This is a genomic window from Allobosea sp. GW821-FHT03A12, assembly GCF_058986765.1.
In genome coordinates, this window is record NZ_JBYSVZ010000007.1 from 33,143 (window position 1) to 57,388 (window position 24,246).

Here is a 24,246-nt window from a genome sequence, read left to right on the forward strand (position 1 = left end):
TGTCGTTACTGCAATCCCGACCCGGTCACCAAGCGGCACCACCCCCATCCCCATACCCTTCCCCACAAGGGGGAAGGGAGGGGCCAGGGCGCCCCCTGGAGAAAATTGCCCTCGGTTGCGTCGCCCTCCCGGCGGTGACAGGGTTCGCGGGTCAAAGCCGGCCTGAAGGAAGAGGCGTCAGCCCATGATCACCCGCCGCATCTTCGCCGCTGCGCCCCTCGCTCTGGCTGCGCTGCCATTACCCGCCCTCGCCGCGTCACGCACGCTCTCCGGCACGGTGACCTATCGCGAGCGGATCGCGCTGCCGCCGGGCGCAGTGGTCGAGGTCAGCCTGCTCGACGTCTCGCTCGCCGACGCTCCGTCCCGCACCATCGCCCGCACCCGCATCGTCCCGCGCCGGCAGGTGCCGATCCCCTTCCGGCTGCGCTTCAACGACGGACAAATCCGGCCCAGCCGCCGCTACGCGCTGCGCGCCGAGATCAGGGTGCGCGGCCAGCTCTGGTTCACCACGATGGAGCACCACGCCGCACTGGTGCCCGATGCAAGCAGCGAGATCATCGTCCAGCGGGTTGCGCCGCCGGCAGAGGTCGGCGGTCCAACCGGCTCCTGGCTGGTCCAGAATCTGCGCGGCCGGCCGCTCCCCGAGGGCGTCCGCGCCACGCTGAAGATCGAGTCGAACGGAAGCGTCTCAGCTCATGGCGGCTGCAACGGCATGGGCGGGCAGGCGACGATCCGCGACCGGCACATCCGCTTCGGACCGCTGGTCGGCACGATGATGACCTGCCCCGAGCCGCGCATGCAGGTCGAGAACCAGTTCCGCGCAGCGCTGGAGGCGACGCAGAGCTGGCGGATGGAGCGCGGCGCGCTCGTCCTGCTGAGTGGGCGCGGCGCGCGTCTGGTCGTGCTGGCCCGGGAGTGAAGGCGGCGGCTCAGGCCGCCAGCCCCCGCTTCTCCAAGAGCGCATCCGGCGTCGGCAGGCGGCCGCGGAACAGCGTATAGGCCTCCGCCGGGTCACGCGTGTCGCCGGCCGAATAGATGTAGCGCTTGAGCTTGCCGGCGACCTCGGGGGCGAAGACGTTGCCCGCCTCGATGAAGGCGTTGAAGGCGTCGGCGTCCATCACCTCCGACCAGAGATAGCTGTAATAGCCGGCCGAATAGCCGTCGCCCGAGAACACATGCGAGAAATGCGGCGTGCGATGGCGCATGGTGATCTCGCTGGGCATGCCGATCCGCGCCAGTTCCTTCGCCTCGAAGGCGAGCGGATCGACCTCCGCCGGCGCCTCCAGCGAGTGGAAGGCAAGATCGACCAGCGCCGAGGAGGTGTATTCCACCGTAGCGAAGCCCTGGTTGAAGGTCTGCGCCCGCTTGATCTTCTCGATCAGTGCGTCCGGGATCGGTTCGCCCGTCTCGGCATGCAGGCAGAAGCGCTGCATCACCTCCTTCGTCAGGAACCAGTGCTCGTAGAGCTGCGAGGGCAGTTCGACGAAGTCGCGCGAGACCGAGGTGCCGGCGAGCGAGCCGTAATGCACGTCCGAGAGCAGGCCGTGCAGGGCATGGCCGAACTCGTGGAACAGCGTGCGGGCATCGTCGATCGAGAGCAGCGCCGGCTTGCCTTCCGCCGGCTTGGCGAAGTTGCAGACGTTGACGATGATCGGCCGGACCTCGCCGTCAAAATTGCGCTGGCCGCGATAGGCGCTCATCCAGGCGCCCGAGCGCTTCGAGGCGCGGGCGAAATAATCGCCGAGGAAGAGGCCGATATGCCGGCCGGTCGCGGTCTCGGTCACCTCGAAGACGCGCACATCCGGATGATAGCCCTTGAGGTCCGAGCGCTCGGCGAAGGAGAGCCCGAACAGCTTGCCGGCCGTGTCGAAGGCGGCGGCGATGATCTTGTCGAGCTGGAGATAGGGCTTCAGCACGGCCTCATCGAGCGCATAGGTCTTCTGCCGGACCTTCTCGGCATAGAAGCGCCAGTCGGACGGGCGGATCGGCGCGTTCTCGCCCTCGCTCTGGGCGAGCGCGGCAAGATCGGCCGCCTCCTGCCCGGCGCGGGCGCGGGCCGGCTTCCAGACCAGCTCGAGCAGGTTGCGCACGTTCTCCGGCGTCTTCGCCATGGAATCGTCGAGCTTGAAATGGGCGAAGGTGGCAAAGCCGAGGAGCTTGGCCTTCTCGGCCCGCAAGCTCACCATCTCGGCTACGATGGCGCGGTTGTCGGTCTCGCCGCCATTCTCGCCACGCTTGCTCCAGGCGGTGAAGGCCTGTTCGCGCAGCTCGCGCCGCGTCGAGAAGGTCAGGAAGGGCTCGATGATCGAGCGCGCCAGCGTCACCGCATGCTTGCCGTCCTGGCCGCGATCGGCAGCGGCACGCGCCATCGCCGCGACGACGAAGGGCGGCAAGCCGTCGAGATCGGCCTCGTCCTCGATGATCAGCGCATAGCTCGCCTCGTCCTTGAGGAGATTCTGGCCGAAGCTGGTGCCGAGCCCGGCCAATCGCTCGTTGATCGCAGCCAGCCTAGCCTTGGCCTCGCCTTCGAGCTTGGCGCCGGAGCGGATGAAGCCGCGATGCGTCCGCTCCAGCAGGCGCAGTTGCTCTTCGGTCAAACCCAGGCTCTCGCGCGCCTCGAACACGGCATCGACGCGAGAAAAGAGGTCGTGATCCATCATGATCGCCGACCAGTGCCGCGACATCACCGGCGACATCTCGCGCTCGATCGCCTGCAGCGCCTCGTTGGTGTCGGCCCCGGCGAGATTGTAGAACACGCCGCCGAGCCGGCTCATGCCGCGGGCCGAGCGCTCCAGCGCCTCGATCGTGTTGGCGAAGCTCGGTGCCGCAGCCTCGGCCTTGATCGCCTCGACCTCGGCCCGGTGCTGCTCCAAAGCCGCCGGATAAGCCTGCTTGATGTGCTCTGGCGTGATCTCCGCGAAGGGCGGCAGGCCGAACGGCGTCTCCCAGGCGCGCCCGAACGGGTTGCCGGTGGGCAGGGCAAGGACTTCGGACGCATCGGCCATCGGCAACCTCGATCGGTAAGGGGTCAATCCTGCCCGTAGATATGGGCGAGATAGGACGTCATGAAGGGCGGCATGTCATAAGCCGCACAATCGGCGAGATTGCGGACGATCACGATGTCGGACAATTCCGGCCCGTCCTGCTGCGCGATCCGCGCCAGCATCATGTCACGGGCATCTTCGGCCGGCAGGCCGATCCCGACCGGGCGCATGAAGGCGACACGGCCGGGCACAATCACCGCCGTCCAACGCGCTTCGACCGCGATCTCGTCGAGCGTCAAACCGGTCTCCTCGCAAAGCTCGCGGGTAACGCTGCCAGCGAGGTCGAGCGTGCCGTCGGGGCGGGCATCCTCCCGGTCCGGCGTGCCGGCGGCGAAATAGACCTTGCCGGGATTGGCGGTGTGATCGCCCATCCGGCCGAGCAGGAAGGCGCCGTCGGCCGCCCTGAGCGCCGCCATGGCGAAGCCGTTGCGGATCACCGGGCCCGGCAAGGGACTCTGAACACCGAAATCGCGCCAGCTCATGAAGGCAGCATAATCCGCCTCGAAATAGCCGGCATGGAAGACGCCATCCGCAATCGCGGCGCGGTGCTGCAGCATGACGCGGCCGTTGAACATCGCCGGCTTGCCGGCGCTGATCCCAGCCCAATGCGCCGCGATCTCGTCGGCACGCTCGCGGGCAAATCCCCAGTCGAAAGCCTCGACCTTCGCTTCCACGCGATCGAGCGCGACGATCTCGCCATCGACGACGCCATTCCCGGTCACAGCAGCACGCCCTCGCTCATCACCACGGCGGCGCCGCCGATGGTCGCGGACGCCAGCGCGCCGCCAACGACCGTCAGCGTCAGTTCGATCTGCGAGGGCCGCCCCATCTCGTAGCCCTGCTCGATGACGAGCCGGTGCGTGCCGTCGCCCGGCTTGTCGAACGCCATGATCGCCCCGGCGAAGGCGGCGACGGCCGAGCCGGTCGCGGGATCCTCGGTCACGCCGGCTTCCGGCCAGAACATCCGGGCGTGATAGTGATGCCCGGCCTCTTCGGTCTGATGGCAATAGACGAAGGCATTGCCATTCGGCGCAGCCGCCATCGCGTGTTCGAACGATCCGGCCACGCGGGCCCTCGCAATCGCCTCACGGCCGGCAACCGGCACCATCGTATAGGCGACACCTGCCGAGAAGGCGCTCGGCCGATGCCCCTCGAAGCCAAGATCAGCCGCATCCAGCCCGAGCGCCTCCGCCAGCGCCGCTTCGGCGATCGGCTGCGCGATCTGCTCCGGCAGCTTCGGCAAGATGAAGGTGGCGCGGGCCGAACGCGCATTGCCGAGCGCGATCACGCAGGGCACCAGCCCGACCTTCTCCTCCAGGACGAGCCTGTCCGCCGCCCGCCCCTCGGCGGCATCGCGCAACGCCAGCAGCGCGGCGGTGCCGACCGTCGGATGGCCGGCGAAGGGCAACTCCTGCCCTGGCGTGAAGATGCGGATCGCGGCGCGATGAGCGGGATTCGCCGGCGGCGCGACGAAGACCGTCTCGGACAGGTTGAACTCGCGGGCGATGGTCTGCATCGCGGCGGTATCGAGCCCCTCGCTATCGAGCACCACGGCAAGTGGATTGCCCGCATGCGGCCGCGTGGTGAACACGTCGAGCGTGACGAAGCGGCGGCTCATGCAATCTCCTTCGGGATGGTCAGCTCGATCGTCAGCGGGCAATGGTCGGAGGCTTTCGGCCGGTCCCAGCCGACACGCGGATAGCGATCGCAAGTCAGGGCGAGCTTGGCCATGGAGCGGTCCGCCTCGCGCGGGTCGAGCGGCACGCGATAAGGCAGGCCGCGCCGGATCATTTGCATCGCCGGGTTCGGATTGGCCGCCGCCAGCGCCGGCGAGAGCAGGATATGGTCGAGCGGCATATGGCTGTCGACCAGGGCTTGGCGCTCCTCCGACCAGTAGCGCCGGAAATGCGTCCAGCGCTCATGCGCCGGCAAGCTCTCGATCGGATCGACGGCGAAATCCTCAAGCAATGGCTCGATGCCGCTATCGCCCTCGTCGACCGGCGCCGCCAGCGGCCCGAGCCCGACGCGATAGCCATTGAGATCGCCGAGGATCGCCCAGTTCGCCGCGCGCCAGCCCGGGCCGAACCAGTCCTTGACGATCTTCTTCACCGCCAGCGCCTCGGCCCGGCGGATCGGCAGGGTCGCCTGCCGGCCATCGTCGCGACCATTGTTCATCGACTTGAAATGGCAGCCGAACAGGGTGAGCCGCCGGTCGCCGAAATCGAGCTCGACCGCCAGGCAATCGCGGGCGAAGACCTTGTCGCGCGGATTGATGCCGAAAGCCGCGATCTCGGGCGAGAACGCCTCGGCGTCGGCGAAGCTCATGCCCTTGTAGGAGCGCACCGTGACCTGCGGCGGCTTCACCAGGTCGCGCCGTGCGGCAAAGCCGATATCGATATTGCGCCGGTCATTGCCGTCGACCAGGGTGAAATGGCCGTAGCGATGATCGGCGATACGGTGGACGTAATTGGCGAAGAAGGCCTGCAGGCTCGCCAGCGAGTCGACCTCCTGCAGCATCCACAGATCGGCATTGGCCTCGGCGATGGCGAGCGCCGTCATCTGGCGCTTGTCGTCCTCGAGCGCGACCGCGAGCGAACGCTCGACCGCGTCGCGCTCGTCGGCACGCGGGAAATGAAACAGCGACATCGCCGCCGCCGTCTCGGTCCGCCCGCCCGGCTCGAAACGATGGCGCGTCAGCAGGTTCTCGACGTTGAAGGTGCCGAGGCGCAGCTTCATGCGTCAGACCGCTTCCGGCGCGAAGAGCTGCGAGGGCGTGACGAATTCGTCCTGCGCCGCCACGGTCAGGATCTCGCGCGAGCCGGCTTCCTTGGTCCGCTTCAACAGCCCGTAGATCGAGGAGGCCGCCTTGCCGAGCGCGCTCGCGGCCGAGCCGTCGCGCAGGTAATGCACGAAGAACAGCGCCGCGATCGCATCGCCGGCGCCGTTAATGTTGATGTCGATCTTCGGTGTGCGCACACGGTAGGTGCCCTGCCCGTCCGCCGCCATCAGGTCGATCGCATCGTCCGGCGTCTCGTTGGTGATCAGCGATGTCACGAGCACGACCTTGGGGCCCGCATCGCGCAAAGCCTCGACGGCGCGGTGCGCATCGGCCAGCGTCCTGACCTCGACATCGGTAAGCAATTCCAGCTCGAACTGGTTCGGCGTGACGATGTCGGCAGCCGGCACGGCCTGCTCGCGCATGAATTCGGGAATCCCCGGCCGCACGAAGACGCCGCGGCCGACATCGCCGATCACGGGATCGCAGCAATACATCGCCTTCGGATTGGCCTCGCGCACCTTGCTCACCGCCGAGAGGATGGCGTGGCCGATATCGGCCGAGCCCATATAGCCGGAGAGCACACCGTCGCATTTGGCGAGCACGCCGCGCTCGCCAATGCCCGCCATCAGCTCGTCGATCGTCGCGCCGTCGAAGACCTGTCCTTTCCAGGCGCCATAGCCGGTGTGGTTCGAGAACTGCACCGTGTGGATCGGCCAGACCTCGACGCCGAGGCGCTGCATCGGGAACACGGCCGAGGCATTGCCGACATGGCCATAGGCGACATGGGACTGGATCGAGAGGATGTTCATGGGGGATAGGCCAGCCTTCGACGACACGAGGCGGCGAACCTAGCGGCTGGTGCAGCCCGCGCCAATCGAAAGCGGTGATGGGAGCGATCAGCGGCCGGCCCATCGTAGCCGATCACATCGTGCGCCCCGCCAGTCGAGTCGCCAGCGCAGGAACACCAATACATCCAGATCAAGCATTGACCGCCCAATTTACCTATGACAACCTTGCGGCAGGATAGATCTAATTTGCTGAAATGACCGACGGGAGCACCCTGACGATGTCCGGGAGGCCGCGGGCTACTGCATTCATCCTTGCCGCTGTCCTTGCCTGGCAATTCGCCAGCCCGGCAAAGGCCTATGATCCGCCAGCTGCTTCGGCCACCTTGCTGAGAGGCGTCGATTTTGCGGCCTCGACACCGCTGGACGAGGGCTATCGCCAGCAATTCGTGGCCTGCGACCGCGGTCTGACCGGCGTTGGAGCCAAGGATCATTTCAGGGGTCATAGCCTGCGCATCGCCGGGCGGCCCGAGAGCCGGCAATTCTACCTGTGCAGCCGCGACCCCAGCAATGTGAAGGCATTGCTGAAGCTCAGGGATGGCGGCGTCTTCTGGCACAGCAAGATGGCGCTCGACGTCGACGGCTCTTGGGCAGCTTGGAACGGCATCCCCGGCGCCACAGATCTCAAGGAGACATCGTATAAATGGCCCGGCGTCGCGGACGTCTCGTCGCGTGCCGCGCAGATCGACCCTGACCGTATTCCGTTCGTGGTGATGCCGACGGCCGGCATCAGAACATTGACGGGCTCGGCCAGCCGCGAGCTCGGCGAGGAGTTCGCGACCAGGACCGGCCTGCGCCTCGGCGACATGGGCGCCGTGGTGTTCCGCGATAAGTGGACCCCGGTCCTGATCGGTGACGGCGGCCCGTTCATGCGGCTGGGCGAAGGATCGAGCCGCGTCTTCGAAGCCATCGGCGAGAGCCGTTGCCGGAAATGGAGTACCGACGGGCTCGCCTGCGTCGGCACGGGCAACGGCGCCTACCCTTACCGGAATTTCGGGCTCGGCAACGACGTGCTCTTCATCCTCTATCCCGGCAGCCGCGCCCAGGACATCACCCCGGCCAATGCGGTGAGCAAGCTTTGCGCCTTCGCCAGGGGCAAGCTCGGCCTGACCGGCGGCGCCATGTGTTCATGACAACCGGCTGCCCGCTTTGGGGAGCCGATGGCAAGGAGGACGGAGCATGCGCTATGCCTCGTGGTGCCTGGTGCTCGGCATGTCGCTTTGGAGCGGCGACGGCATTGCCGCCGCCTTCGGCAAATGCGGCTTCGACACGCAGGCGCAAGCCTTCGCCGGCTCAGCCAAGGAGCAGGCGGCCTGCCTGCTGCGCAAGGTCAAGATCCTCGGCAATGTCGAGGACCAGCCGGCCGTGCTGCCGACCAATCTCGCAGGGTTGATCGGGGAAGCGCCCGGCCTGTCCAAGGCGAAGGTCCGGCAGTTCCTCGCCAGTCAGGGCCTGACCGAGACAGGCCTGGGCGGAAGCCTGGACGCAGCCCTGTCCCGCGGCAGCGCGAACAGCCCGCAGGCTCCGACGGCGCGCTATTTCGTCATTCACGACACGAGCTCCCCGAATTTCGGCAATCGGCCGTTTCCGGCGGATATCGACACCAGCAACCAGGTCAACAACCTCAACGCCTACAGGAGCCCTTCGAACGCAAAGGCGCACATCTTCCTGAACAGGCGCGGCGAGATCTATGTCGGCCACGATTTCAGCGTCCCCTGGCGCGCAACTAAGCTTGAGAACAGGATCGGCGTGCTGACGAAAGGCCTGTTCCTGCATATCGAGAACATCCAGCCTCGCCGCGCCCATCCCAGCCAGCCCGACGGCAACGCCCCGACGCCCGGCTTCTCGCCGGCGCAATATGATCGCCTGGCCCTGCTCTATCTCATGGCGAGCATTCGCGCCGACAAAGGCATGATCCCCGCCTTCCATGCCGCGATCGACCAGGGCTTGAGCGACGGGCATGACGATCCGCAGAATTTCAGCCTCGACGACTTCGATGCGGCGCTCGGGCGCGTGCTCGCGAGCGTGCGATGACCAAGAGCGCTCGTGGCGCGGGCGTGCGAACAGCCTTCCGCCGCATTCTGCATAGCCACTCGCTGGGGGCAGACCGCCCCTGAACGTCGGGGCTCGCGCTTGGCACAAGCCCTTAGGCCGGCGAGCCCATGATGTAGGGCACGCTGCAGATGACGATGGCGAGCTGGACGGCGTTGCAGGCCATGCCGCCGCAATGCAGCCGGCGCAGGCGACGACCGACATCGGCGGGCCAGGCGGCGATCTGCGCATCCATCCGTGCCAGGAACCAGCGCCGCCCCAGCAGCGTCGAGGCCAGGACGCCGACGCCGATGACGAAGGCCCAGCGCTCCGTCAGGGCGAAGACCACCGTGCCGACGACGGCGGCAATGGCCAGTACCTGGAAATAGGCGCTGAACATCATGCGCATCAGCCGGGCGACCGGCAGAACGTCGAGCTTCACGAACAGGAAACCGGGAGCCGCCAGCAGCAGATAGCCCATCGGCAGGATCAGGATGACGAAGGCGAACAAGGCAGCGGCATTCGGCATGATGCGAAAACCTTTGGGCCTCCTGCCGGAAAGGCCCCCAGCAGACGCGATCACACTATTCATCCACCGGCGGTTGCAGACAATTGGACTTTCGGCGGACCGAAACTGAGCCGCCTACAAAACGAATACAGGAAAGGCCTCCTCAAGAGCAGGAAATGTTTTTCCAGTGAGACGCCCCTCCATAATCCAGCGCGACCGCCAGCAAAAAGCTGAGCCTAAGGTCTAGTTGTAGAAATCTGAATTCTTCATCACCCTGCTTCCCATAAGGCTGGATGCTTGACGCAACAGCGCAGCAGGCCGGCACCAAAAGAAAAAAGCCAAATCGAAACAGTGGAGGATATGATGAGCAGGTTCTCCTGGCATTGGCGCTCGACGAAGAAGAACAAGCCCCAGGGCGATGACGAGATTTCTTCCGGACAGCCTGAAGGCAGCGATCGACGCCGCCTGCTCCAGGCGCTGTCTGCGCTGGCTGGGGGCAGCGCGTTGACGGCAATGTCGCCGCCCGTCGAAGCGAAGGATTCCAGCGAACTGCCGCCGCCGAAGCGGGCGCTGACCGGCCGCGACGCGGCCGGCAAATCGGTGTTCAAGTCCTTCGACGTCACGCCCAAGGTGGTCGAGATCGACTCGAACCCCGGGCTGACCTTCTACGAGCTCTACATCACCGAGGGCATACCGCAGCTGACCGGCCAGGAACCCGACCCGATGCTGAAAGGCACGGTCGCCTTTCCCGGGCCCGGCGGCACGATGTTCCGGCTTATCTCCTATCCGCCGCGGCGTCCCGAGGGCTGGAAGCCGCCGGCCGGCGTGACCTTCAAGAGCGCATTGGACGAAATGTCGGAGAAGGTCCCGCGCATGGGCGACCATTTCGACCTCAGCGCGCCGGGCATGCACACGTCGGACACGATCGACTATGGCGTCGTGGTGCGGGGCGAGATGACGCTGGAACTGGACGACGGGCAGCTAGTCCACCTGCGCCAGGGCGACTGCATCGTGCAGAACGGCACCCGCCATCGCTGGCGCAACCCGCTGCCGGAGCCCTGCCTGATGGCCTTCATCTCGGTCGGCGGGCAGCGGGGCTGAAAGCCGAATCCATTCAGGCGAGAACCGCAACACAAGCGATGTCCAGGGTTGATCGGCCTCGCCTCAGGCGCTGCTCAGCCGCGCCACGCCGGCGGTGTCGGTGAATTGCGTAATGCTCTTCAGCTTGCCGTCGGAAAGGGTGAAGACGTCCATGATCTCGAAAGAGCCGCTGCGGCCCGTCGGCTTGCACGCGACGTCGGCGCGCCAGTGCAGGGTGGCTGTCTCGCCATCGACCGTCATCGCCAGTTCCTCGATATTGCTGAAGACATAGGTCGCGATGAGCCCGGCCATCTGCTCGCGGACAGCTTCGATACCGTCCGGCTGCACGAAGACTTCAGCGGCCTGCGGCCCTCCGGCAAGCCGATAACTGCACTGCGGGTGGAAGTACCCCATCAACGCGTCGAGATCGCCGCGATGGCGGGCGGCGTAGGCATCGCGGATCAGGGCTTCGACGGCGGCGCGCTCGATCATCTCGCCTCTCCTTGCGTAAGCGGCGCAATCTCGCGCCGCGGCAACTGCAAGTCCAGTGAGCGTTTTGAATGGGCCGCCAAGGAAAATGGCGTCGCTGTGAAGCGACGCCATCATCAGCGTGACGAGTGGGCCGAACCGGATCAGGACCCCGCAGCCGCCTTCTTGGCGAAGCTATCGATGAAGGTCTTGCTCAGGTCGACATTGGAGTTCGTCAGCTCCGGATCGAGCAGCTTGAGCGAGTCGTACATGCTCTTCATGCCGTCGGCGGTCGGGATGCCGGTGCGCGAATAGCTCTCCTGCGAGTTCTTCACCGCGGTCAGGTAGAGCGGCTTGTCACCGAGATGGTATTCCGGCGGGACGATGTCGGCGACATCCTCGGGCTTGGCCGTCTCCAGCCATTTCAGCGACTTCATCAGCGCGTTGACGAGCTTCTGCGTCGTCACCGGATTCTTCTCGGCGAAGTCGTTCTTGAGATAGAGCACCGCCGCCGGGTTCGAGCCGCCGAACAGCGCCTTGGTGCCGGCCTCGGTGCGGGTGTCGATCAGCGAGACGATGTCGCCATCCGCTTCCAGCTTCGAGGTGACGGGGTCGAGATGCGAGATCACGTCGACCTGCTTCTGCTTGATCGCCGCGACCGCGCTGGCACCGGCCCCGACGCCGATGATCGCCGCATCGGTCGCCTTGAGCCCCGCCTTGACCATGGCGTATTGCGCCGTCAGCGCCGTCGAGGAGCCGGGCGCGGTGACGCCGATCTTCAGGCCCTTGAAATCGGCCGCGGACTTGACCTTGTCGGCGAGGTCCTTGCGCACCGCGATGGTGATCGCCGGGAAGCGCCCGAGCTCGATCACGGCGCGGATGTCCTGGCCCTTGGCCTGCATGCGGATGGTGTGCTCATAGGCGCCGGTGACGACGTCGACCGAACCGCCGACGAGGGCCTGCAGCGACTTGGCGCCGCCGCCGAAATCGTTGATCTCGACGTCGAGCCCCTGATCCTTGAAGAAGCCCTTCTTCTCGGCGACGGTGAGCGGGAGATAGTAGAGCAGCTGCTTGCCGCCGACGCCGAGCGTCAGCTTGGGCTTCTCGGCGTTCTGGGCGAAGGCCGGCGAAAGGCCGAGGGCCGTGGTGACTGCGAGCGCGGCAAGCGCCGCGCGGCGGGTGAGAAACATCGATTTTCCTCCGGTTGAGCGATGACGCGCTTCGAAAAAGGCGCGATTTCGCGACGAAGATAGGCGCATTGCCGTGAGCGGGGCAAGCGCAGGCACGCCGCAGCCCGCGCATGACGCTGCGGAAGCGATGCGAAAGATTCAGGGCTTGTTAAAGCCGGCCTTCCACACTGGTCGGATGCGATGACTCCCGACAATGCCTTGCCGACGGCTTTCGACCAGAACGGACGAAACAGGAGACGGTCATGGTGGACGCAGTAGCGGCCCGGACTGCGCCTTCCCCCTATGAACTCCCGCACAGCGCGCCCTCGGCGGGCGTGCCGGCACCGGACAGAGCAAACTCTTCGCCTGCCAGCGTGACCACAGCCGCGCTCGCTCGCGACGATGCCGTCATCCTCGACCTGTCCGACCAGGCCCGCACCGCTCTGGCGCAGGGCGGTGCCGCTCCGCAGGCGCCAGGAGCCGGCGCCGACGATCCGGCAGAGCCGAGCTGGGTCGAAAAGCGCGTCAAGCTGATGACGGAGTATACGGCGCTTCAGCAGGAGCTCGTCTGGCTCAGCGACCGCACCATGGCCCATGCGCTCGACGAGATGTTCCAGGGGAGCGCCGCACCGCAGGACGAGAGCAGCGTGGCGGACAAGCAGGAGCAGTTCGACCGCGACATGCAGCGACGCGAGGAGCTGATGCCGCGCTACGCCGAGCTGATACGGCTGCTCGAAGCCTCGCCGGGCCAAAAGGGCGCGGACGAGCCGAGCTAGCGGAAGACGCGGCTCGCATAGAGCGCGATGGCGAAGCAGGCGAGCGCGATGCCGAGCAGAATCCAGTTCGTTCCCGTCGGGTTTTCGAGCGCCGCGTTCGAGGGGTCCTGCGGGTCGTAATGGACCTCGACCGGCGCGCCGGCCGGATAGCGGTCGACGATGCCCTGCGCGAGGCTCTCCGAGCCCGAGACCTCCAGGCCGAGCTTGACCTGCCGGCTGTGCAGGCGGTTGCCGTCGACGGTGTAGGCGAACTCGACCACGGGGAGATAGGTCGTGCGCGTCCTGCCGTTCTCCGTCGAATGGCGCTGCTCGACGACGCTGGAGACGACTTCCCCCGGCGTGATCGGCCAGGTATTGGCGCGGGCGAGATAGCGCTTGTGCCCGACGAAGAACAGCAACGCCGCAGCACCGAACAGGCCGGCGAACAGCATCACCGGGACATCGGCATCCGGCATGCGCACCTTGAGGGCCTCGGCACCGTCGGTACCCACCCAATAGAGCCCCCAGACGAGCAGAACGACGACGAGCAGCGCGAGGCCGCAGCCCTTGACCGCACCCTTCGGCGCCTCGCGCTCCAGGACGCAGTCGCTGGGATCGGCCGGATCGTAATAGACGGTCACGTTCGCGCCGGCCGGGTAGCGCGCCAGCGCCACCTGCGCATATTTGCCGCTGATGTCGCCGAGGCTGACGCGCGTGCCCTGATAGGTCACGCCGCCGACCGAGAAGGAATAGGTCACGGCGGGGACGTTGACGACGGTCCCGATCTCATTGCCCTCGGGCGGCCGCCGCACCGCCATCTGCGAGCGGATGACGCGCCCCGGCGCCTGCGCCCAATTGCTGGCGCGCCTGACCTTGAGCACGGCATTGAGGATCATCGCACCGACCATCACCACCACCGGCAGCGAGATCAGCGCGATGTTGCCCATGGTCGTTCCGGCAAAGGGCAGCCGCTCGACCCAGCTCTCCGGCAGTACCTCGGCGATCACGAAGATCAGCGCAAGCGAAGCAACGACGGCGATCACGGCCCAGGTCGGGGGCTCGCCCCTGGCCTCGGCCGCCTTGGCCGGCGAGGCCTTGCGCTGCCAGGCCAGCTTGCCGCGCCAGCTCTTGTCGCCATCGAGATAGGCGAGCAGGATTCGCTTCAGCGCCGCGGCATCGACCGTCTCGGCGGCGTCGAAGCGGGCCTTGCCAGAGTGATAGGCCAGCCGGAACCGGCCCTTCCCTTCCAGCCCCGCTTCGACATAGCCGTCATCATCGGAGAGATTGATGAACCAATCGGGATCGTCGCCGCGCTGGTCGATGGCGCGGCTGATGTCCTCCCGTGTCGGGTCGGCGGTGATGCGATCGCAGACGTCGAGCTCCATGCCCGCCCCCCAACGCTGGAAGGCAAGGATGGCGCTCGTTCGAGCCCGGAATCAAGCGCAGCTTACGTTAGGTCGTCGTGGTCGAGCTCTGCCCCGGCCGCCAGACCAGCAGCCGGTTCTCGACCATCGTCACCAGCGCGTCGATCACGATCACGAAGATCGCCAGGATCAGCATGCCCGAGAACACGCCGGTGACGTCGAAGACGCTCTCGGCCTCGTGGATCTTGTAGCCGAGGCCGGCCGAGGAACCGAGATACTCGCCGACCACCGCGCCGACCAGCGCGAAGCCGACCGAGGTGTGCAAGGATGAGAACATCCAGGTCAGGGCCGACGGCCAATAGACATGGCGGAAGAGCTGGCGCTCGTTCATGCCGAGCATGCGGGCATTGGCCAGCACCGTCGGCGAGACCTCGCGCACGCCCTGGTAGACGTTGAAGAAGACGATGAAGAACACCAGCGTGAAGCCGAGCGCCACCTTCGACCAGATGCCGAGGCCGAACCAGAGCGCGAAGATCGGCGCCAGCACCACGCGCGGCAGGGCGTTCGCCGCCTTGATATAGGGGTCGAACACCGCCGCCAGCAGCGCGTTCCGGGCGAAGGCGAAGCCGAAGAAGATGCCGGCGGCCGAGCCGATCACGAAGGCGAGCACCGTCTCGGTCAGAGTGATGCCGAGATGCCAGTAGATCTCGGAGCCGGTGAGCTGCTTCCAGGTCCGGGCCAGGACCTCGCCCGGCGTCGAGAAGAAGAACTGGATCGTCTTCACCTCGCCGAACAGGCTGGTGGTGGTGACGACATGCCAGATCGCCAGAAAGACGATCATCACCAGGATCTGGAGGGCCAAGAGCTTGACGCGGTTCATGACGCGGCTCCTCCGACCAGTTCCCTGCCCTCGCCCATGGCATAGGCCTTCTGGACTTCGACCCGGAGCGAGGCCCAGATGTCGCGATGGATCTCGTGGAAGGCCTTCTCCAGCCTGATCTCGGCGATGTCGCGCGGGCGGGCCAGCGGCACCTTGTAATCGGCGACGATGCCGGCGGCCGGGCCGGCGGTCATCACCACCACCCGGTCGGAGAGCGCGATCGCCTCTTCGAGGTCGTGCGTGACGAAGATCAGCGCCTTGCGGTCCCTGCTCCAGAGGTCGAGCAGGAGATTGCCCATGATCTGCCGCGTCTGTGCGTCGAGCGGCCCGAAAGGCTCGTCCATCAGCAGGATCTCGGGATCGCGGATCAGCATCTGCGCGAGCGCGACGCGCTTGCGCTGGCCGCCGGAAAGCATGTGCGGATAGCGCTCGACGAAAGCGCGCAAGCCCACCCGCCCGAGCCAGTCGCGCGCCCGCTTGTCGGCCTCGGCATCCGAGACGCCCATCGGCTCCAGCGCGACCTTGACGTTGTCCAGAGCCGTCTTCCACGGCATCAGCGCGTCCTGCTGGAAGAGATAGCCGGCACGGCGGTTGAGGCCCGAGAGCGGCTGGCCGAAGATCGAAACCTTGCCGGTCGACGGCGTCAGCAGGCCGGCAGCGGCATTGAGCAAGGTCGACTTGCCGCAGCCGGTCGGCCCGACCACCGAGACGAACTCGCCAGGTGCGACAGATAGGTCGATGCCCTTGACCGCCTGGTAGCGGCTGCCGCCCTTGAGATGGAAGGTGATGTCGATGCCGGCAAGCCTGACCGCCGGCTGCTCTCCTGCCGCGCCCCTGTCACCGGGCGGGCTGACCTTGGACTCCATGGATATCCCGTCCCCTGCCGCCGGCGCCTCCCGGCACACGCGGCTTATTTCCGTTCGGGGCGAACACTAGGCGATCAATCCGCGAAGGCAACCCGCCCTGCGACACCGCGTCTGGCGAACGGAACCGCGCCGGTAGCGAAAAGTCGACGCTTCTGCTCTATCGCTCGCCTGACCGCAGGAGGAATCGCTCGCCCATGCTTCAGCTCGAACAATGGATGCAGGACCTTGTCGAGTTCATGCGCGCCAACCAGCAATGGGCGATTCCGATCGTCTTCCTGATCGCCTTCGCCGAATGCGTCGCGGTCCTGTCCTGGCTGGTCCCGGCGACGGTGTTCTTCACCACCTTCGGTGCGATCGCCGGCGCCTCCGGCCTCAACCTCGTGCCGCTCTCGCTCGCGGCGGCGCTCGGCGCGGCCTCCGGCTTCTGGATTTCCTACTGGGTCGGCCTCGTCCTCGGCCCGCGCGTCGGCGACCACTGGCCGCTGCGCGACAACCCGGCCCTGCTCCAGCGCGGCCACGATTTCTTCGAGAAATGGGGCGTGCTCGGCGTCGCCATCGGTCATTTCTTCGGGCCGATCCGGGCGGTGGTCGCGCTCGTCGCCGGCATCGTCAAGATGCCGTTCTGGCCCTTCCAGATCGCGAACTTCGCGGCGTCCTTCGCCTGGGGCTTCGGCTTGATCTACGGCGCCGGCCGCTTCTCCGAATACATGATGCAGTTCACCGGGAAGTAGCGCCGAGCAATCACGGCGAAAACCCGGCGGAAAGCCAAACGCCAGCTGAACGCTGGACTCAGATCGCGTTCAGCCGCGCCAGCCGAAAGTCCAGCCATCGCGCCTGGACCGGATCCTTCCGGTTCGCAACCGGCGCGGCGGCGCGGATGGCCCGGCATCCTCGCAGTTCAGCTCCTCCGGGCAGGACTTAACAGGAGTCCACGCCATGACGATGTCTCGTTTCGCTATCGGTCTCGCCGCGCTCGCCCTCGCCGCCGGCCCGGCCCTCGCACAGACCGCGACCCAGCCCACCACCCCGGCCAAGCCGGCGGCGCCCGTGACCACGCCCGCCACTCCTGCGGCCCCCGCTGCGAAGCCGGCAGCGCCCACCGCGACCCAGGCCCAGGCCAAGAAGGTCAACATCAACACCGCCAGCGCCGCCGAGCTCGAGCAGCTCAAGGGCATCGGCGAGGCCCGCTCCAAGAAGATCATCGAGGAGCGCGCCAAGGCGAAGTTCAAGAACTTCGACGATCTGGTGAAGCGCAGCGTGCTGCCTTCGAACGTCGAGGCCGAGATCAAGGACAGCGTCACCTTCTGATCCCGCTTGCACAAAAAGGAGCCGGCCGCTTTCGCGGCCGGCTCTTTCGTTTGTCGGCGAGTTAGTGGCCGCTCGCCTGCGCCTGTGAGGCATCGGCCTCCCTCAGCGCCTGGGCGCAATCGTCGCAGCAGACCTCGACGGTATTGCCGCCGATCGTGACCTTGATCGGGCTCTCGTCGAGCTCGCAATCGCAGGCTGCGCAGGTTCCACTCATGGCCTTCCTCCTTCTCGGGGGCCGCTCATTCGGCCGCCCTGAGAAAGACCACCCGGCCACCTTCGGCGCTGTCGGATTCTTTAGCGATCCGCTCGGGCCGGACCGGCGCTCCCGCGCTCAAGCCGCGCAGGACCTCGTCGATACTTTCGCCACTTGCAAGGCCGCGCCGCTCCTCGGCACGCAGCGAGATGATCGCGGTGGGGTCGCCGAAGAAGGGCGCTGCGGTGGCATCGCGCAGATCGCTGTCGCGCAAACCGAGATCGCGCAGATCGCGCTCGCTCATGTCGCAGAGGGTGCGGTAGTCGCGGCGCGACCGCAGCCAGTGGTCGAGCGCGCCGAGAAGCCGGCCAAGCACGTCGAAAATCGCGAGCACAGGCTTGGCCGATCCGATGATGAAGCTGATCATGACCTGTCTCCGTCGTTGTGATGACGGGAGAGAACGCCTTTCGGCTGTCAGCGGCTGTCAGAATCTTTCGCGATCAGTGACAGCTTCTGTCAGCGGAGATCGAGCGAGCGCTGAAACTCCGCCGGCGTGCGGCCATAGGCCTGTCGGAAGGCGGCGCTGAAATGGCTGTGGCTGGAGAAGCCGAGCTCCAGTCCGAGCTGGGTCAGGTCGTCACAATCACCGAGCAAGTCGAGCGCCCGCGCCAGCCGCAGGCGCAACTGATAGCGATAGAGCGGCACGGCCTCGACCTGAGCGAAGACCTGGGTGAGGTAGACCGGCGAGACCCCGACCTCCCTCGCGATCTCGGCCAATGTCCAGCGCCGGGCGAGATCGGAAGCCATCACCAGCTTGGCCCGGTCGACCAGCTTGCGTCGGCCGGCCGAGGCTCCGGCCGCATGAGACGTGCGTTCGCCCAAGGCGCGCCGCACCAGCGTCAGCGCCAAGGTCTCCGCTTCCAAGGGTTCGGCAACGCCGCGCTGCAGGCTGTATCGCAGCAGAGCGACGAGCGCCTGCGCACGCGGATCGATCCGGCGGCGCTGCATCAGGAAGGCGCTCGTGCCCCTGCGGAGCAGTTCGGGAGGCACAAGCTCGTGCAGCGCGTCCTGGCCGAGGCGCAAATCGAGACAGGCATCGCCCCCTGCGACCGGATGGCTGACCTGATAGCCCTCATGCGGATTGAAGAACAGGACCTGGTTGCTCTCCGCCACCGCATCGTCACGCCCGACATGACGCACGAAGATGCCGCGATAGGGAAAGACCAGATGGGTTGCGTGTGCGCATTCCTCGTCGCTGCGATGCCGGCATTCGCCGGAGCAGACGACATCGCGCACCAGCACGACCTCGCTGTCGAGCAGCTTGCTGACCGAGAATTGCGACATCCCTGCCTTCCGCGGCGCGCTCAAAAAAGAGAGAGCCGGCGCGGCGATCAGGCTGCTTGGGCCTGAGCCGGCCGGCTCTTGCGCGGCGGCGAATTACAGCACGCCAAAGACGATCATTGTCAGTAGGGCGAACGAAGCGCCCAGTGCCAGATGTGCGAACTTGAACTGAAAACCCTGGGACGCAGGCATCGATCGGATCGGTGTCATCATCGCCTCCATCTGTTCAGCGTAGGTCTGTCTCGTCGGAACAATCTTTCTTCGGGAACAGGTCGATGCGTCGGCTCACTACGCCCACATCTCGGCAAGGATCCAGCCCACGATCGCCAGCGCCAGACCGGCGACGAGGACGACCAGCACCGGCCGGTCGAGGAAGCCCTGCCGTGCCTCCACCGGGGTCTCGACCGCCGGGTCGGCATCGGAGTGGACATCCGCCCGCATCGGCGGGATCGGCTCGCCACCTTTCTCCGGAATGCGCGCCTCGCGCACCTTCACGTCGTCTTGCATGACGGCCTCCGTCTGGTTCTGGGCCGTCAGCCTCCGACGGCGCGCAGCAGCACGCTCGCCAGCAGCGTCACGGCGAGAAATCCACCCATCAGCAGGATCGGGAGCTGATCGTCCCAGGATGCCGGCCTCGCGACATCGGCAAGCCCATGGCGGGCATGACGCTGATGCAGCCGCTCGATCGCCCTCTCTCTCAGTTCGTCCTGGCCGGTCATCGCACGCTCCTGCTGCTATCGACTGGAGCATCAACGCCTGCCGCGGGAAGCGGTTCCCGAGACGAGGCCCCGCGACGCGAAACGGGCGCCCTGCCGGGCGCCCGTTCCTTTTATTTTCAAGCAGTTGCAAGAGATTCCGGAATCATCCTCGCATCGCGTTGAATCTGCGTGCGAAGCCCGGCACTCGCCTCAGTTCTTGGTCTTGTCGACCAGGGCCTTGGCCTTGATCCACGGCATCATGTCGCGCAGCTTGGCGCCGACTTCCTCGATCGGATGGGCCGCATAGCGGGCGCGGGTCGCCTTGAACGAGGTCTGGTTGACCTTGTTCTCCAGCATCCAGTCGCGGGTGAACTTGCCCGACTGGATGTCGGTAAGCACGCGCTTCATCTCGGCCTTGGTCTCGGCGGTGATGATGCGCGGACCGGTGACGTACTCGCCATACTCGGCCGTGTTCGAGATCGAGTAGTTCATGTTGGCGATGCCGCCCTCATAGATGAGGTCGACGATCAGCTTCACCTCGTGAAGGCACTCGAAATAGGCCATCTCGGGGGCGTAGCCGGCCTCGGTCAGCGTCTCGTAGCCGGCCTTGATCAGCTCGACCAGGCCACCGCAGAGCACGACCTGCTCGCCGAACAGATCGGTCTCGCACTCTTCCTTGAAGGTGGTCTCGATGATGCCGGCGCGGCCGCCGCCATTGGCCGAGGCGTAGGAGAGGCCGAGGTCGTGGGCGTTGCCGGTCGCGTCCTGGTGGATCGCGATCAGGGTCGGCACGCCGCCGCCGCGCTGATACTCGGAACGGACGGTGTGGCCCGGGCCCTTCGGCGCGACCATCAGCACGTCGAGGTCCTTGCGCGGCTCGATCAGGTTGAAGTGGACGTTGAGGCCGTGCGCGAACAGCAGGGCGGCGCCTTCCTTCATGTTGGCGTGCAGCTCGTCGCGGTAGATGTCACCCTGCAGCTCGTCTGGGGTCAGCATCATCATGATGTCGGAGACCTTGGCGGCCTCGGACGGGGTCATGACCTTGAAGCCGGCCTCTTCGGCCTTCTTGCGCGTGGCCGAACCGGCCTTCAGGGCGATGATGATCTCCTTGACGCCGGAATCGCGCAGGTTGAGCGCGTGGGCATGGCCCTGCGAGCCGTAGCCGACGATGCAGACCTTCTTGCCCTTGATCAGGTTGATGTCGGCGTCGCGATCGTAATAAACGCGCATTGGATGCGTCCTTCCTTGGGTTGATCTCTTGGCTTCAGGCTTTCGGTACGGCACCCTGCCGTCCGTGAAGGGCGAGGAACTGGTCGGTGGCCCGGGCCGCGTCGCGCTGGATGTCTGCCTCGCCGGAGACGAGCGCATCGCCCAGCAGCAACCTGATCTGAACATCGCGGCCGACCAGACCGAAGAAGGTGCGGAACGCCGTCTCGGCGTCGTCGAATGAGAGCAGTCCGGCGGCGCGACCAGCCTCCAGAACCGGCTTCAATCGCTCCCCGATGGCGACACGCCCGTTCGCCAGCACGATGCCGCCGAGATTGCTCTTGCCCGAGGCAGCATGACCGATGGCGGCGCGATTGAGCGCGATCGAGGTCTGGCTCGTGATCACGGTCAGCCAGTTTTCGGCGAAATCGCGCAAGCTCTTGCGCAGCGTCGCCGCATCGAGCGCCTGGCGATCGTAGTTGTCGGCCCGGACCTTCGAGGCCTGCCACTGCACCGTCGCGGTCAGCAGGCCGTCGCGATCGCCGAACCATTTGTACAGCGTCTCCTTCGAGCAGCTCGCGCGGCGGGCGACGGCTGTCATGGTGAGTTGGTCGCCCTGCTCCACCATCAGCGCCAGCACGGCATCGAGCACGGCCTGCTGCCGCTCGCTCAGCGCCTCGCCTTGGCTATGGGTCGCGATGTCGCTCATCGATCCGGAGAGTACCGTACGTTACGGTTCTGGCATCTAGCGCACGGCTTGCCGGGGCGCAAGAGCACATCGGAGAAATTTCATCTCTGCCGCCCCGTTAGGGCATCTATATCCGACCATGCTGGAATCTTCGCGCCTGGATGCCCGGCCAGTTGCGATGGACGGCAAGCCGGAATCTGGCTATGGTAGCCCAAGGTAATACCTCTTATTGGATGATGGACCTATGGCGGCAGTCACCTCCATCAAACTCGATGACGAACTGAAAGGCCGCGTGCAGAACCTGGCCGCTGCGCGGCGCCGTACCTCGCACTGGATCATGCGTGAGGCGATCGCGCAGTATGTCGATCGCGAGGAGAAGCGCGAGGCCCTGCGCCAGGACACCCTTGAGGCCTGGGAGGAGTTCCAGGCGACTGGGCTGCACGCAACGGCTGAAGAGGTCGAAAAATGGCTGTCGAGCTGGGGAGCTGACAACGAGCTGCCTACGCCCGAATGCCACGAGTGATTTTTGCCCCGGCCGCGCTCCGCGACCTTGAGCGGCTCAGGGCCTTCCTGCGGCCCAAGAATCCGGCGGCGGCCAAACGAGCCGGCGAAGCGATCGTCCAAGGCGTCCAGGCGCTCGGCGCCCATCCCCAGATGGGCAGGCTCGTCGAGCAGCTACCCGAGCAATACCGGGAATGGCTCATCGACTTTGGGGATAGCGGATATCTGGTCCGCTATCGCATTGACGAGCGCGCCGTAACGATCCTCGCCGTACGGCATCAAAAGGAAGCCGGGTACTGAGGGCTGCTTGCACCCGAGAATCCGGATAGGTCGACATCTTCTCGCTATGACAGCATCTGCGCCGGAACGAGCCATGACACAGCCCACCCCACCCGCCGCCGCTGAGGTCCTCGCATTCTGGCGCGAGGCCGGCCCGGACAAATGGTTCGCCAAGGACGATGCCTTCGATGCCGAGATCGCGAGGCGCTTCCGGCCACTGGTCGACGCCGCCGCGCGCGGTGAGCTTTCGGATTGGGAGGAGACGCCGGAGGGCGTCTATGCGCTGCTGATCCTGCTCGACCAGTTCCCGCGCAATCTCAATCGCGGCTCGCACAAAGCCTTTGCAGTCGACGCGCTCGCCCGCGACGTCGCGAGCCGTGCGGTCGCGCGTGGTTTCGACGCGGCGTTCGACAATCCGGAACGGCGCTTCCTCTACATGCCGTTCATGCACTCGGAGGATCTCGCCGACCAGGAGCGCTGCGTTGCGCTGAGCGAGGCGTCGGGCGATGACGACTCGGTCAAATACGCCATCATCCATCGCGACATCATCCGCGACTTCGGCCGCTTTCCGCACCGCAACGCCGTCCTCGGCCGAGAGAGCTCGGCCGAGGAGCAGCGCTTCCTCGACGATGGCGGCTTCAGCGGCTGATCAGCCCTAGACCGTTTTCCGATGAGCCTCGGCCAGCTCGGCCATGCTCTTGAAGTGGAAATCGACCTTCGGCTGGTTCGCCGGAATCTGCGTTGCCCCGCTCCCCGCCATGCCGAAGCGCCGGTCGATCCAGGCGCGCGCCAGCCCGACGCGTTCCGCTGGGACATGGTCGTGGAACAGGCTCTGCGCGGTATGCAGGACATCGCCGGGCTTGAGGCCGAGATCGGCCTCCAGATGCGCCAGCAGATAGGCGAAGTTGCGCGGGTCGGGCTTGTAGGAACCGATATCCTCGGCGGTGTAGATCGCATCGAAAGTGATGCCGAGCTTGCGGTTGCTGGCGGCGAAGCTCGTGCGGTCGACATTGGAGAGGATGACGAGCTTGTAGTGCCGCTTGAGATAGGCGAGCGCCTCGGCCGAATCCGGGAAGGCCGGCCAGTCCGGCACCGAGCCGCCGAAGCGCTCGTTGAGGTCGGCATGGATGTTGACGCCGAGATCCCTGGCGAGGCGGGCATGGACGGCAGCGAGCAGCGTGGAATAGCGCAGCGACGGCCCCGCCTCCTCCACTTCGCTCTCCAGCTTGCCGAAGCGCGCCAGCGCCTCCTCGCGGCCGAGATCGAGCCGGCCGGCGCTGAGCAGCGGCTGCAGCGCATTCCAGATCCCGGTCTCCCAGTCGATCAGCGTGCCGTAGCAGTCGAAGGTCAGAACCTTGAAATCGGTGAGTTTCATCGCTGCTGGTCCTCATGGATGCGAAGTCGCATGGACCTTAGCGACCGCCCGCCCGGCCGTGATGAGGCGAAGCTCCGAACGACTTGACCGAAGCTGCGCTTATCGGCTCCGGCTCGCGGCACGGAACTCGGACGGCGTCAGGCCGAAGCGCCGCTTGAACTGCCGGTTGAAGGACGAGGCGTTCTGGTAGCCGAGGCCATAGGCGATCTCGGAGACCGGCAATGCTGTTGCGACCAACTGCTCGGCGGCAGCGTCGAACAGCCGGGTCAATTGCGATTGCTTCGGCGATTGGCCTGTCGTCGCGCGGAACAGGGCATGGAACCGGCTCTGGCCGAGGCCGGCGGCCCTCGCCATCTCAACGATGCTGCCCGCCCCACCCTCGTGGGCGACATCGAGCACACGGCCTTCCGCGCGCGACAATGGTCGGGGGGTGACGGTCGGCTGGATCAGTTGCAACCCCGCCATCGCCATCCGGGCGGCATCCTCGGCCCGGCAGGCGCCGGCTTCGACCTCGGCGCCGAGCTGGCGGAACATCCGCCACAGCCAGGGCTCGACCCGAGTCAACGACGGGACGAGATCGCGCAACAGGGCCGGCTCGGCCTCGCCGGCGAAGGCTCCCGCCTCGACATCGAGGATGAGCATGCTGCAATCGGCGGTCGGCACGAAATCATGCTCGTGCTCGCGCGGAATGATGGCGACGCAGTTGCTCGAGACGACGCTGCGATGCCCTTCGACATCGAGCCGCATCGCGCCCTGCATCGGCAACAGGATCTGGCTGTAGTCGTGGCGGTGGCGGTCGCGGCCGCGATAGCTGCGGAGTTCGAGATGGATCGACATCATCCACTCATGCGCAAGAGGTCATAGCGCC

30 protein-coding genes are annotated in these 24,246 nt (G+C 66.2%); 10 read left to right on the plus strand and 20 right to left on the minus strand.

The genetic code is table 11. From position 1 onward, the window contains the following. The first annotated feature begins 184 nt into the window (after nucleotides 1-184). Nucleotides 185-919 carry a YbaY family lipoprotein gene (locus tag AC3WLC_RS25320; RefSeq protein ID WP_493686679.1) on the plus strand — a complete coding sequence of 245 codons (735 nt, stop codon included), beginning with the start codon at nucleotides 185-187 and terminating at the stop codon, nucleotides 917-919. Between the two features lie 10 nt (nucleotides 920-929). Here AC3WLC_RS25320 and AC3WLC_RS25325 read toward each other — a convergent pair whose 3' ends face one another. The 5 genes from AC3WLC_RS25325 to pdxY are packed head-to-tail and all read right to left on the minus strand — an operon-like array spanning nucleotide 930 to nucleotide 6,632. Further along, nucleotides 930-3,005 (minus strand): M3 family metallopeptidase, encoded by a 2,076-nt coding sequence (locus AC3WLC_RS25325; protein WP_493686680.1) that lies wholly within the window; start codon nucleotides 3,003-3,005, stop codon nucleotides 930-932. 23 nt (nucleotides 3,006-3,028) lie between these two features. Further along, nucleotides 3,029-3,766 (minus strand): NUDIX hydrolase, encoded by a 738-nt coding sequence (locus AC3WLC_RS25330; protein ID WP_493686681.1) that lies wholly within the window; start codon nucleotides 3,764-3,766, stop codon nucleotides 3,029-3,031. Beyond that, entirely contained in the window at nucleotides 3,763-4,662 is a 900-nt protein-coding gene (locus AC3WLC_RS25335) for a PhzF family phenazine biosynthesis protein (protein ID WP_493686682.1), read from the minus strand. The genes AC3WLC_RS25330 and AC3WLC_RS25335 overlap by 4 nt, the downstream gene beginning before the upstream one ends. After that, nucleotides 4,659-5,780, minus strand: coding sequence for an endonuclease/exonuclease/phosphatase family protein (locus AC3WLC_RS25340; protein WP_493686683.1), 1,122 nt, complete (start codon nucleotides 5,778-5,780; stop codon nucleotides 4,659-4,661). Before AC3WLC_RS25340 ends, AC3WLC_RS25335 begins: the two co-directional genes overlap by 4 nt. A 3-nt stretch (nucleotides 5,781-5,783) precedes the next feature. Continuing rightward, complete coding sequence (gene pdxY / locus AC3WLC_RS25345; protein WP_493686684.1) at nucleotides 5,784-6,632, minus strand: pyridoxal kinase PdxY; 849 nt, start codon at nucleotides 6,630-6,632, stop codon at nucleotides 5,784-5,786. Between the two features lie 257 nt (nucleotides 6,633-6,889). Between pdxY and AC3WLC_RS25350 the strand changes: the two genes are divergently transcribed. Together AC3WLC_RS25350 and AC3WLC_RS25355 are read left to right on the plus strand one after the other, a co-directional pair. Further along, nucleotides 6,890-7,801: a hypothetical protein gene (locus tag AC3WLC_RS25350; RefSeq protein ID WP_493686685.1), complete on the plus strand. Its 912-nt coding sequence runs from the start codon at nucleotides 6,890-6,892 to the stop codon at nucleotides 7,799-7,801. Nucleotides 7,802-7,847: 46 nt separating this feature from the next. Then, nucleotides 7,848-8,702, plus strand: coding sequence for a peptidoglycan recognition protein family protein (locus AC3WLC_RS25355; RefSeq protein ID WP_493686686.1), 855 nt, complete (start codon nucleotides 7,848-7,850; stop codon nucleotides 8,700-8,702). 112 nt (nucleotides 8,703-8,814) lie between these two features. On the opposite strand, the gene AC3WLC_RS25360 is transcribed toward AC3WLC_RS25355, so the two are convergent. Beyond that, nucleotides 8,815-9,228, minus strand: a complete 414-nt coding sequence (locus AC3WLC_RS25360; protein WP_493686687.1) for a hypothetical protein — start codon at nucleotides 9,226-9,228, stop codon at nucleotides 8,815-8,817. A gap of 276 nt (nucleotides 9,229-9,504) precedes the next feature. Here AC3WLC_RS25360 and AC3WLC_RS25365 point away from each other — a divergent pair, with 276 nt between their 5' ends. Further along, complete coding sequence (locus tag AC3WLC_RS25365; RefSeq protein WP_493686688.1) at nucleotides 9,505-10,308, plus strand: cupin domain-containing protein; 804 nt, start codon at nucleotides 9,505-9,507, stop codon at nucleotides 10,306-10,308. Nucleotides 10,309-10,371: 63 nt separating this feature from the next. Here the strand turns inward: AC3WLC_RS25365 and AC3WLC_RS25370 are convergent, their stop codons facing one another. After that, nucleotides 10,372-10,779 (minus strand): nuclear transport factor 2 family protein, encoded by a 408-nt coding sequence (locus AC3WLC_RS25370; protein ID WP_493686689.1) that lies wholly within the window; start codon nucleotides 10,777-10,779, stop codon nucleotides 10,372-10,374. Between the two features lie 140 nt (nucleotides 10,780-10,919). Next, the gene (locus AC3WLC_RS25375) at nucleotides 10,920-11,945 is read right to left on the minus strand and encodes an ABC transporter substrate-binding protein (RefSeq protein ID WP_493686690.1); all 1,026 of its coding nucleotides are present in this window, start codon (nucleotides 11,943-11,945) and stop codon (nucleotides 10,920-10,922) included. 353 nt (nucleotides 11,946-12,298) lie between these two features. On the opposite strand from AC3WLC_RS25375, the gene AC3WLC_RS25380 reads away from it, so the two are divergent. Beyond that, nucleotides 12,299-12,700: a hypothetical protein gene (locus AC3WLC_RS25380; RefSeq protein ID WP_493686691.1), complete on the plus strand. Its 402-nt coding sequence runs from the start codon at nucleotides 12,299-12,301 to the stop codon at nucleotides 12,698-12,700. Here the strand turns inward: AC3WLC_RS25380 and AC3WLC_RS25385 are convergent. The 3 genes from AC3WLC_RS25385 to AC3WLC_RS25395 all read right to left on the minus strand — a co-directional run bounded on the left by AC3WLC_RS25385 (nucleotide 12,697) and on the right by AC3WLC_RS25395 (nucleotide 15,789). Continuing rightward, on the minus strand, nucleotides 12,697-14,064 hold the full coding sequence (locus tag AC3WLC_RS25385; protein WP_493686692.1) for a DUF3592 domain-containing protein: 1,368 nt from the start codon (nucleotides 14,062-14,064) through the stop codon (nucleotides 12,697-12,699). The two genes, AC3WLC_RS25380 and AC3WLC_RS25385, sit on opposite strands and share 4 nt — an antisense overlap. A gap of 67 nt (nucleotides 14,065-14,131) precedes the next feature. Further along, the gene (locus tag AC3WLC_RS25390) at nucleotides 14,132-14,923 is read right to left on the minus strand and encodes an ABC transporter permease (RefSeq protein ID WP_493686693.1); all 792 of its coding nucleotides are present in this window, start codon (nucleotides 14,921-14,923) and stop codon (nucleotides 14,132-14,134) included. Beyond that, the gene (locus tag AC3WLC_RS25395; protein ID WP_493686694.1) at nucleotides 14,920-15,789 is read right to left on the minus strand and encodes an ABC transporter ATP-binding protein; all 870 of its coding nucleotides are present in this window, start codon (nucleotides 15,787-15,789) and stop codon (nucleotides 14,920-14,922) included. The genes AC3WLC_RS25390 and AC3WLC_RS25395 overlap by 4 nt, the downstream gene beginning before the upstream one ends. A 194-nt stretch (nucleotides 15,790-15,983) precedes the next feature. Here AC3WLC_RS25395 and AC3WLC_RS25400 point away from each other — a divergent pair, with 194 nt between their 5' ends. Beyond that, nucleotides 15,984-16,520 carry a DedA family protein gene (locus AC3WLC_RS25400; protein WP_493686695.1) on the plus strand — a complete coding sequence of 179 codons (537 nt, stop codon included), beginning with the start codon at nucleotides 15,984-15,986 and terminating at the stop codon, nucleotides 16,518-16,520. Nucleotides 16,521-16,725: 205 nt separating this feature from the next. Continuing rightward, nucleotides 16,726-17,097, plus strand: a complete 372-nt coding sequence (locus AC3WLC_RS25405) for a ComEA family DNA-binding protein (RefSeq protein WP_493686696.1) — start codon at nucleotides 16,726-16,728, stop codon at nucleotides 17,095-17,097. A 61-nt stretch (nucleotides 17,098-17,158) separates the two neighbouring features. On the opposite strand, the gene AC3WLC_RS25410 is transcribed toward AC3WLC_RS25405, so the two are convergent. From AC3WLC_RS25410 to AC3WLC_RS25440, 7 genes are all read right to left on the minus strand, one after another. Beyond that, nucleotides 17,159-17,311: a hypothetical protein gene (locus tag AC3WLC_RS25410; RefSeq protein ID WP_171019413.1), complete on the minus strand. Its 153-nt coding sequence runs from the start codon at nucleotides 17,309-17,311 to the stop codon at nucleotides 17,159-17,161. A gap of 25 nt (nucleotides 17,312-17,336) precedes the next feature. After that, nucleotides 17,337-17,717, minus strand: a complete 381-nt coding sequence (locus AC3WLC_RS25415) for a DUF1127 domain-containing protein (RefSeq protein ID WP_493686697.1) — start codon at nucleotides 17,715-17,717, stop codon at nucleotides 17,337-17,339. 89 nt (nucleotides 17,718-17,806) lie between these two features. Beyond that, nucleotides 17,807-18,634 (minus strand): helix-turn-helix transcriptional regulator, encoded by an 828-nt coding sequence (locus AC3WLC_RS25420; protein WP_493686698.1) that lies wholly within the window; start codon nucleotides 18,632-18,634, stop codon nucleotides 17,807-17,809. A 285-nt stretch (nucleotides 18,635-18,919) separates the two neighbouring features. Continuing rightward, nucleotides 18,920-19,138, minus strand: coding sequence for a hypothetical protein (locus AC3WLC_RS25425; RefSeq protein WP_493686699.1), 219 nt, complete (start codon nucleotides 19,136-19,138; stop codon nucleotides 18,920-18,922). A gap of 26 nt (nucleotides 19,139-19,164) precedes the next feature. Next, nucleotides 19,165-19,350 carry a hypothetical protein gene (locus tag AC3WLC_RS25430; RefSeq protein ID WP_493686700.1) on the minus strand — a complete coding sequence of 62 codons (186 nt, stop codon included), beginning with the start codon at nucleotides 19,348-19,350 and terminating at the stop codon, nucleotides 19,165-19,167. A gap of 189 nt (nucleotides 19,351-19,539) precedes the next feature. Continuing rightward, nucleotides 19,540-20,559 carry a ketol-acid reductoisomerase gene (gene ilvC / locus AC3WLC_RS25435; protein WP_061966828.1) on the minus strand — a complete coding sequence of 340 codons (1,020 nt, stop codon included), beginning with the start codon at nucleotides 20,557-20,559 and terminating at the stop codon, nucleotides 19,540-19,542. Nucleotides 20,560-20,593: 34 nt separating this feature from the next. Further along, nucleotides 20,594-21,244: a TetR/AcrR family transcriptional regulator C-terminal domain-containing protein gene (locus AC3WLC_RS25440; protein ID WP_493686701.1), complete on the minus strand. Its 651-nt coding sequence runs from the start codon at nucleotides 21,242-21,244 to the stop codon at nucleotides 20,594-20,596. A 223-nt stretch (nucleotides 21,245-21,467) separates the two neighbouring features. Between AC3WLC_RS25440 and AC3WLC_RS25445 the strand changes: the two genes are divergently transcribed. The 3 genes from AC3WLC_RS25445 (at nucleotide 21,468) to AC3WLC_RS25455 (ending at nucleotide 22,652) form a co-directional block, all read left to right on the plus strand. Beyond that, entirely contained in the window at nucleotides 21,468-21,746 is a 279-nt protein-coding gene (locus AC3WLC_RS25445) for a CopG family ribbon-helix-helix protein (protein ID WP_493686702.1), read from the plus strand. After that, nucleotides 21,734-22,024, plus strand: a complete 291-nt coding sequence (locus AC3WLC_RS25450; protein ID WP_493686703.1) for a type II toxin-antitoxin system RelE/ParE family toxin — start codon at nucleotides 21,734-21,736, stop codon at nucleotides 22,022-22,024. The genes AC3WLC_RS25445 and AC3WLC_RS25450 overlap by 13 nt, the downstream gene beginning before the upstream one ends. Nucleotides 22,025-22,097: 73 nt before the next feature. After that, nucleotides 22,098-22,652, plus strand: coding sequence for a DUF924 family protein (locus AC3WLC_RS25455; protein WP_493686704.1), 555 nt, complete (start codon nucleotides 22,098-22,100; stop codon nucleotides 22,650-22,652). A gap of 6 nt (nucleotides 22,653-22,658) precedes the next feature. Here AC3WLC_RS25455 and AC3WLC_RS25460 read toward each other — a convergent pair whose 3' ends face one another. Together AC3WLC_RS25460 and AC3WLC_RS25465 are read right to left on the minus strand one after the other, a co-directional pair. Further along, a complete protein-coding gene (locus AC3WLC_RS25460) occupies nucleotides 22,659-23,378 on the minus strand; it encodes a haloacid dehalogenase type II (RefSeq protein WP_493686705.1) in 720 nt (239 codons plus the stop codon). Nucleotides 23,379-23,477: 99 nt separating this feature from the next. Continuing rightward, nucleotides 23,478-24,215, minus strand: coding sequence for a helix-turn-helix domain-containing protein (locus tag AC3WLC_RS25465; protein ID WP_493686706.1), 738 nt, complete (start codon nucleotides 24,213-24,215; stop codon nucleotides 23,478-23,480). Nucleotides 24,216-24,246: the final 31 nt, after the last annotated feature.

What these genes read in the sequence shown, in the direction of transcription:
- AC3WLC_RS25340 (WP_493686683.1), bottom strand. Translation starts at nt 5,780, where the DNA reads ATGAAGCTGCGCCTCGGCACCTTCAACGTCGAGAACCTGCTGACGCGC.
- AC3WLC_RS25390 (WP_493686693.1), bottom strand. Translation starts at nt 14,923, where the DNA reads ATGAACCGCGTCAAGCTCTTGGCCCTCCAGATCCTGGTGATGATCGTC.
- AC3WLC_RS25440 (WP_493686701.1), bottom strand. Translation starts at nt 21,244, where the DNA reads ATGAGCGACATCGCGACCCATAGCCAAGGCGAGGCGCTGAGCGAGCGG.
- AC3WLC_RS25420 (WP_493686698.1), bottom strand. Translation starts at nt 18,634, where the DNA reads ATGTCGCAATTCTCGGTCAGCAAGCTGCTCGACAGCGAGGTCGTGCTG.
- AC3WLC_RS25405 (WP_493686696.1), top strand. Translation starts at nt 16,726, where the DNA reads ATGACGATGTCTCGTTTCGCTATCGGTCTCGCCGCGCTCGCCCTCGCC.
- AC3WLC_RS25385 (WP_493686692.1), bottom strand. Translation starts at nt 14,064, where the DNA reads ATGGAGCTCGACGTCTGCGATCGCATCACCGCCGACCCGACACGGGAG.
- AC3WLC_RS25445 (WP_493686702.1), top strand. Translation starts at nt 21,468, where the DNA reads ATGGCGGCAGTCACCTCCATCAAACTCGATGACGAACTGAAAGGCCGC.
- AC3WLC_RS25395 (WP_493686694.1), bottom strand. Translation starts at nt 15,789, where the DNA reads ATGGAGTCCAAGGTCAGCCCGCCCGGTGACAGGGGCGCGGCAGGAGAG.
- AC3WLC_RS25335 (WP_493686682.1), bottom strand. Translation starts at nt 4,662, where the DNA reads ATGAGCCGCCGCTTCGTCACGCTCGACGTGTTCACCACGCGGCCGCAT.
- pdxY (WP_493686684.1), bottom strand. Translation starts at nt 6,632, where the DNA reads ATGAACATCCTCTCGATCCAGTCCCATGTCGCCTATGGCCATGTCGGC.
- AC3WLC_RS25455 (WP_493686704.1), top strand. Translation starts at nt 22,098, where the DNA reads ATGACACAGCCCACCCCACCCGCCGCCGCTGAGGTCCTCGCATTCTGG.
- ilvC (WP_061966828.1), bottom strand. Translation starts at nt 20,559, where the DNA reads ATGCGCGTTTATTACGATCGCGACGCCGACATCAACCTGATCAAGGGC.
- AC3WLC_RS25400 (WP_493686695.1), top strand. Translation starts at nt 15,984, where the DNA reads ATGCTTCAGCTCGAACAATGGATGCAGGACCTTGTCGAGTTCATGCGC.
- AC3WLC_RS25460 (WP_493686705.1), bottom strand. Translation starts at nt 23,378, where the DNA reads ATGAAACTCACCGATTTCAAGGTTCTGACCTTCGACTGCTACGGCACG.
- AC3WLC_RS25355 (WP_493686686.1), top strand. Translation starts at nt 7,848, where the DNA reads ATGCGCTATGCCTCGTGGTGCCTGGTGCTCGGCATGTCGCTTTGGAGC.
- AC3WLC_RS25425 (WP_493686699.1), bottom strand. Translation starts at nt 19,138, where the DNA reads ATGCAAGACGACGTGAAGGTGCGCGAGGCGCGCATTCCGGAGAAAGGT.
- AC3WLC_RS25410 (WP_171019413.1), bottom strand. Translation starts at nt 17,311, where the DNA reads ATGAGTGGAACCTGCGCAGCCTGCGATTGCGAGCTCGACGAGAGCCCG.
- AC3WLC_RS25370 (WP_493686689.1), bottom strand. Translation starts at nt 10,779, where the DNA reads ATGATCGAGCGCGCCGCCGTCGAAGCCCTGATCCGCGATGCCTACGCC.
- AC3WLC_RS25450 (WP_493686703.1), top strand. Translation starts at nt 21,734, where the DNA reads ATGCCACGAGTGATTTTTGCCCCGGCCGCGCTCCGCGACCTTGAGCGG.
- AC3WLC_RS25325 (WP_493686680.1), bottom strand. Translation starts at nt 3,005, where the DNA reads ATGGCCGATGCGTCCGAAGTCCTTGCCCTGCCCACCGGCAACCCGTTC.
- AC3WLC_RS25375 (WP_493686690.1), bottom strand. Translation starts at nt 11,945, where the DNA reads ATGTTTCTCACCCGCCGCGCGGCGCTTGCCGCGCTCGCAGTCACCACG.
- AC3WLC_RS25415 (WP_493686697.1), bottom strand. Translation starts at nt 17,717, where the DNA reads ATGATCAGCTTCATCATCGGATCGGCCAAGCCTGTGCTCGCGATTTTC.
- AC3WLC_RS25465 (WP_493686706.1), bottom strand. Translation starts at nt 24,215, where the DNA reads ATGTCGATCCATCTCGAACTCCGCAGCTATCGCGGCCGCGACCGCCAC.
- AC3WLC_RS25320 (WP_493686679.1), top strand. Translation starts at nt 185, where the DNA reads ATGATCACCCGCCGCATCTTCGCCGCTGCGCCCCTCGCTCTGGCTGCG.
- AC3WLC_RS25360 (WP_493686687.1), bottom strand. Translation starts at nt 9,228, where the DNA reads ATGCCGAATGCCGCTGCCTTGTTCGCCTTCGTCATCCTGATCCTGCCG.
- AC3WLC_RS25350 (WP_493686685.1), top strand. Translation starts at nt 6,890, where the DNA reads ATGTCCGGGAGGCCGCGGGCTACTGCATTCATCCTTGCCGCTGTCCTT.
- AC3WLC_RS25430 (WP_493686700.1), bottom strand. Translation starts at nt 19,350, where the DNA reads ATGACCGGCCAGGACGAACTGAGAGAGAGGGCGATCGAGCGGCTGCAT.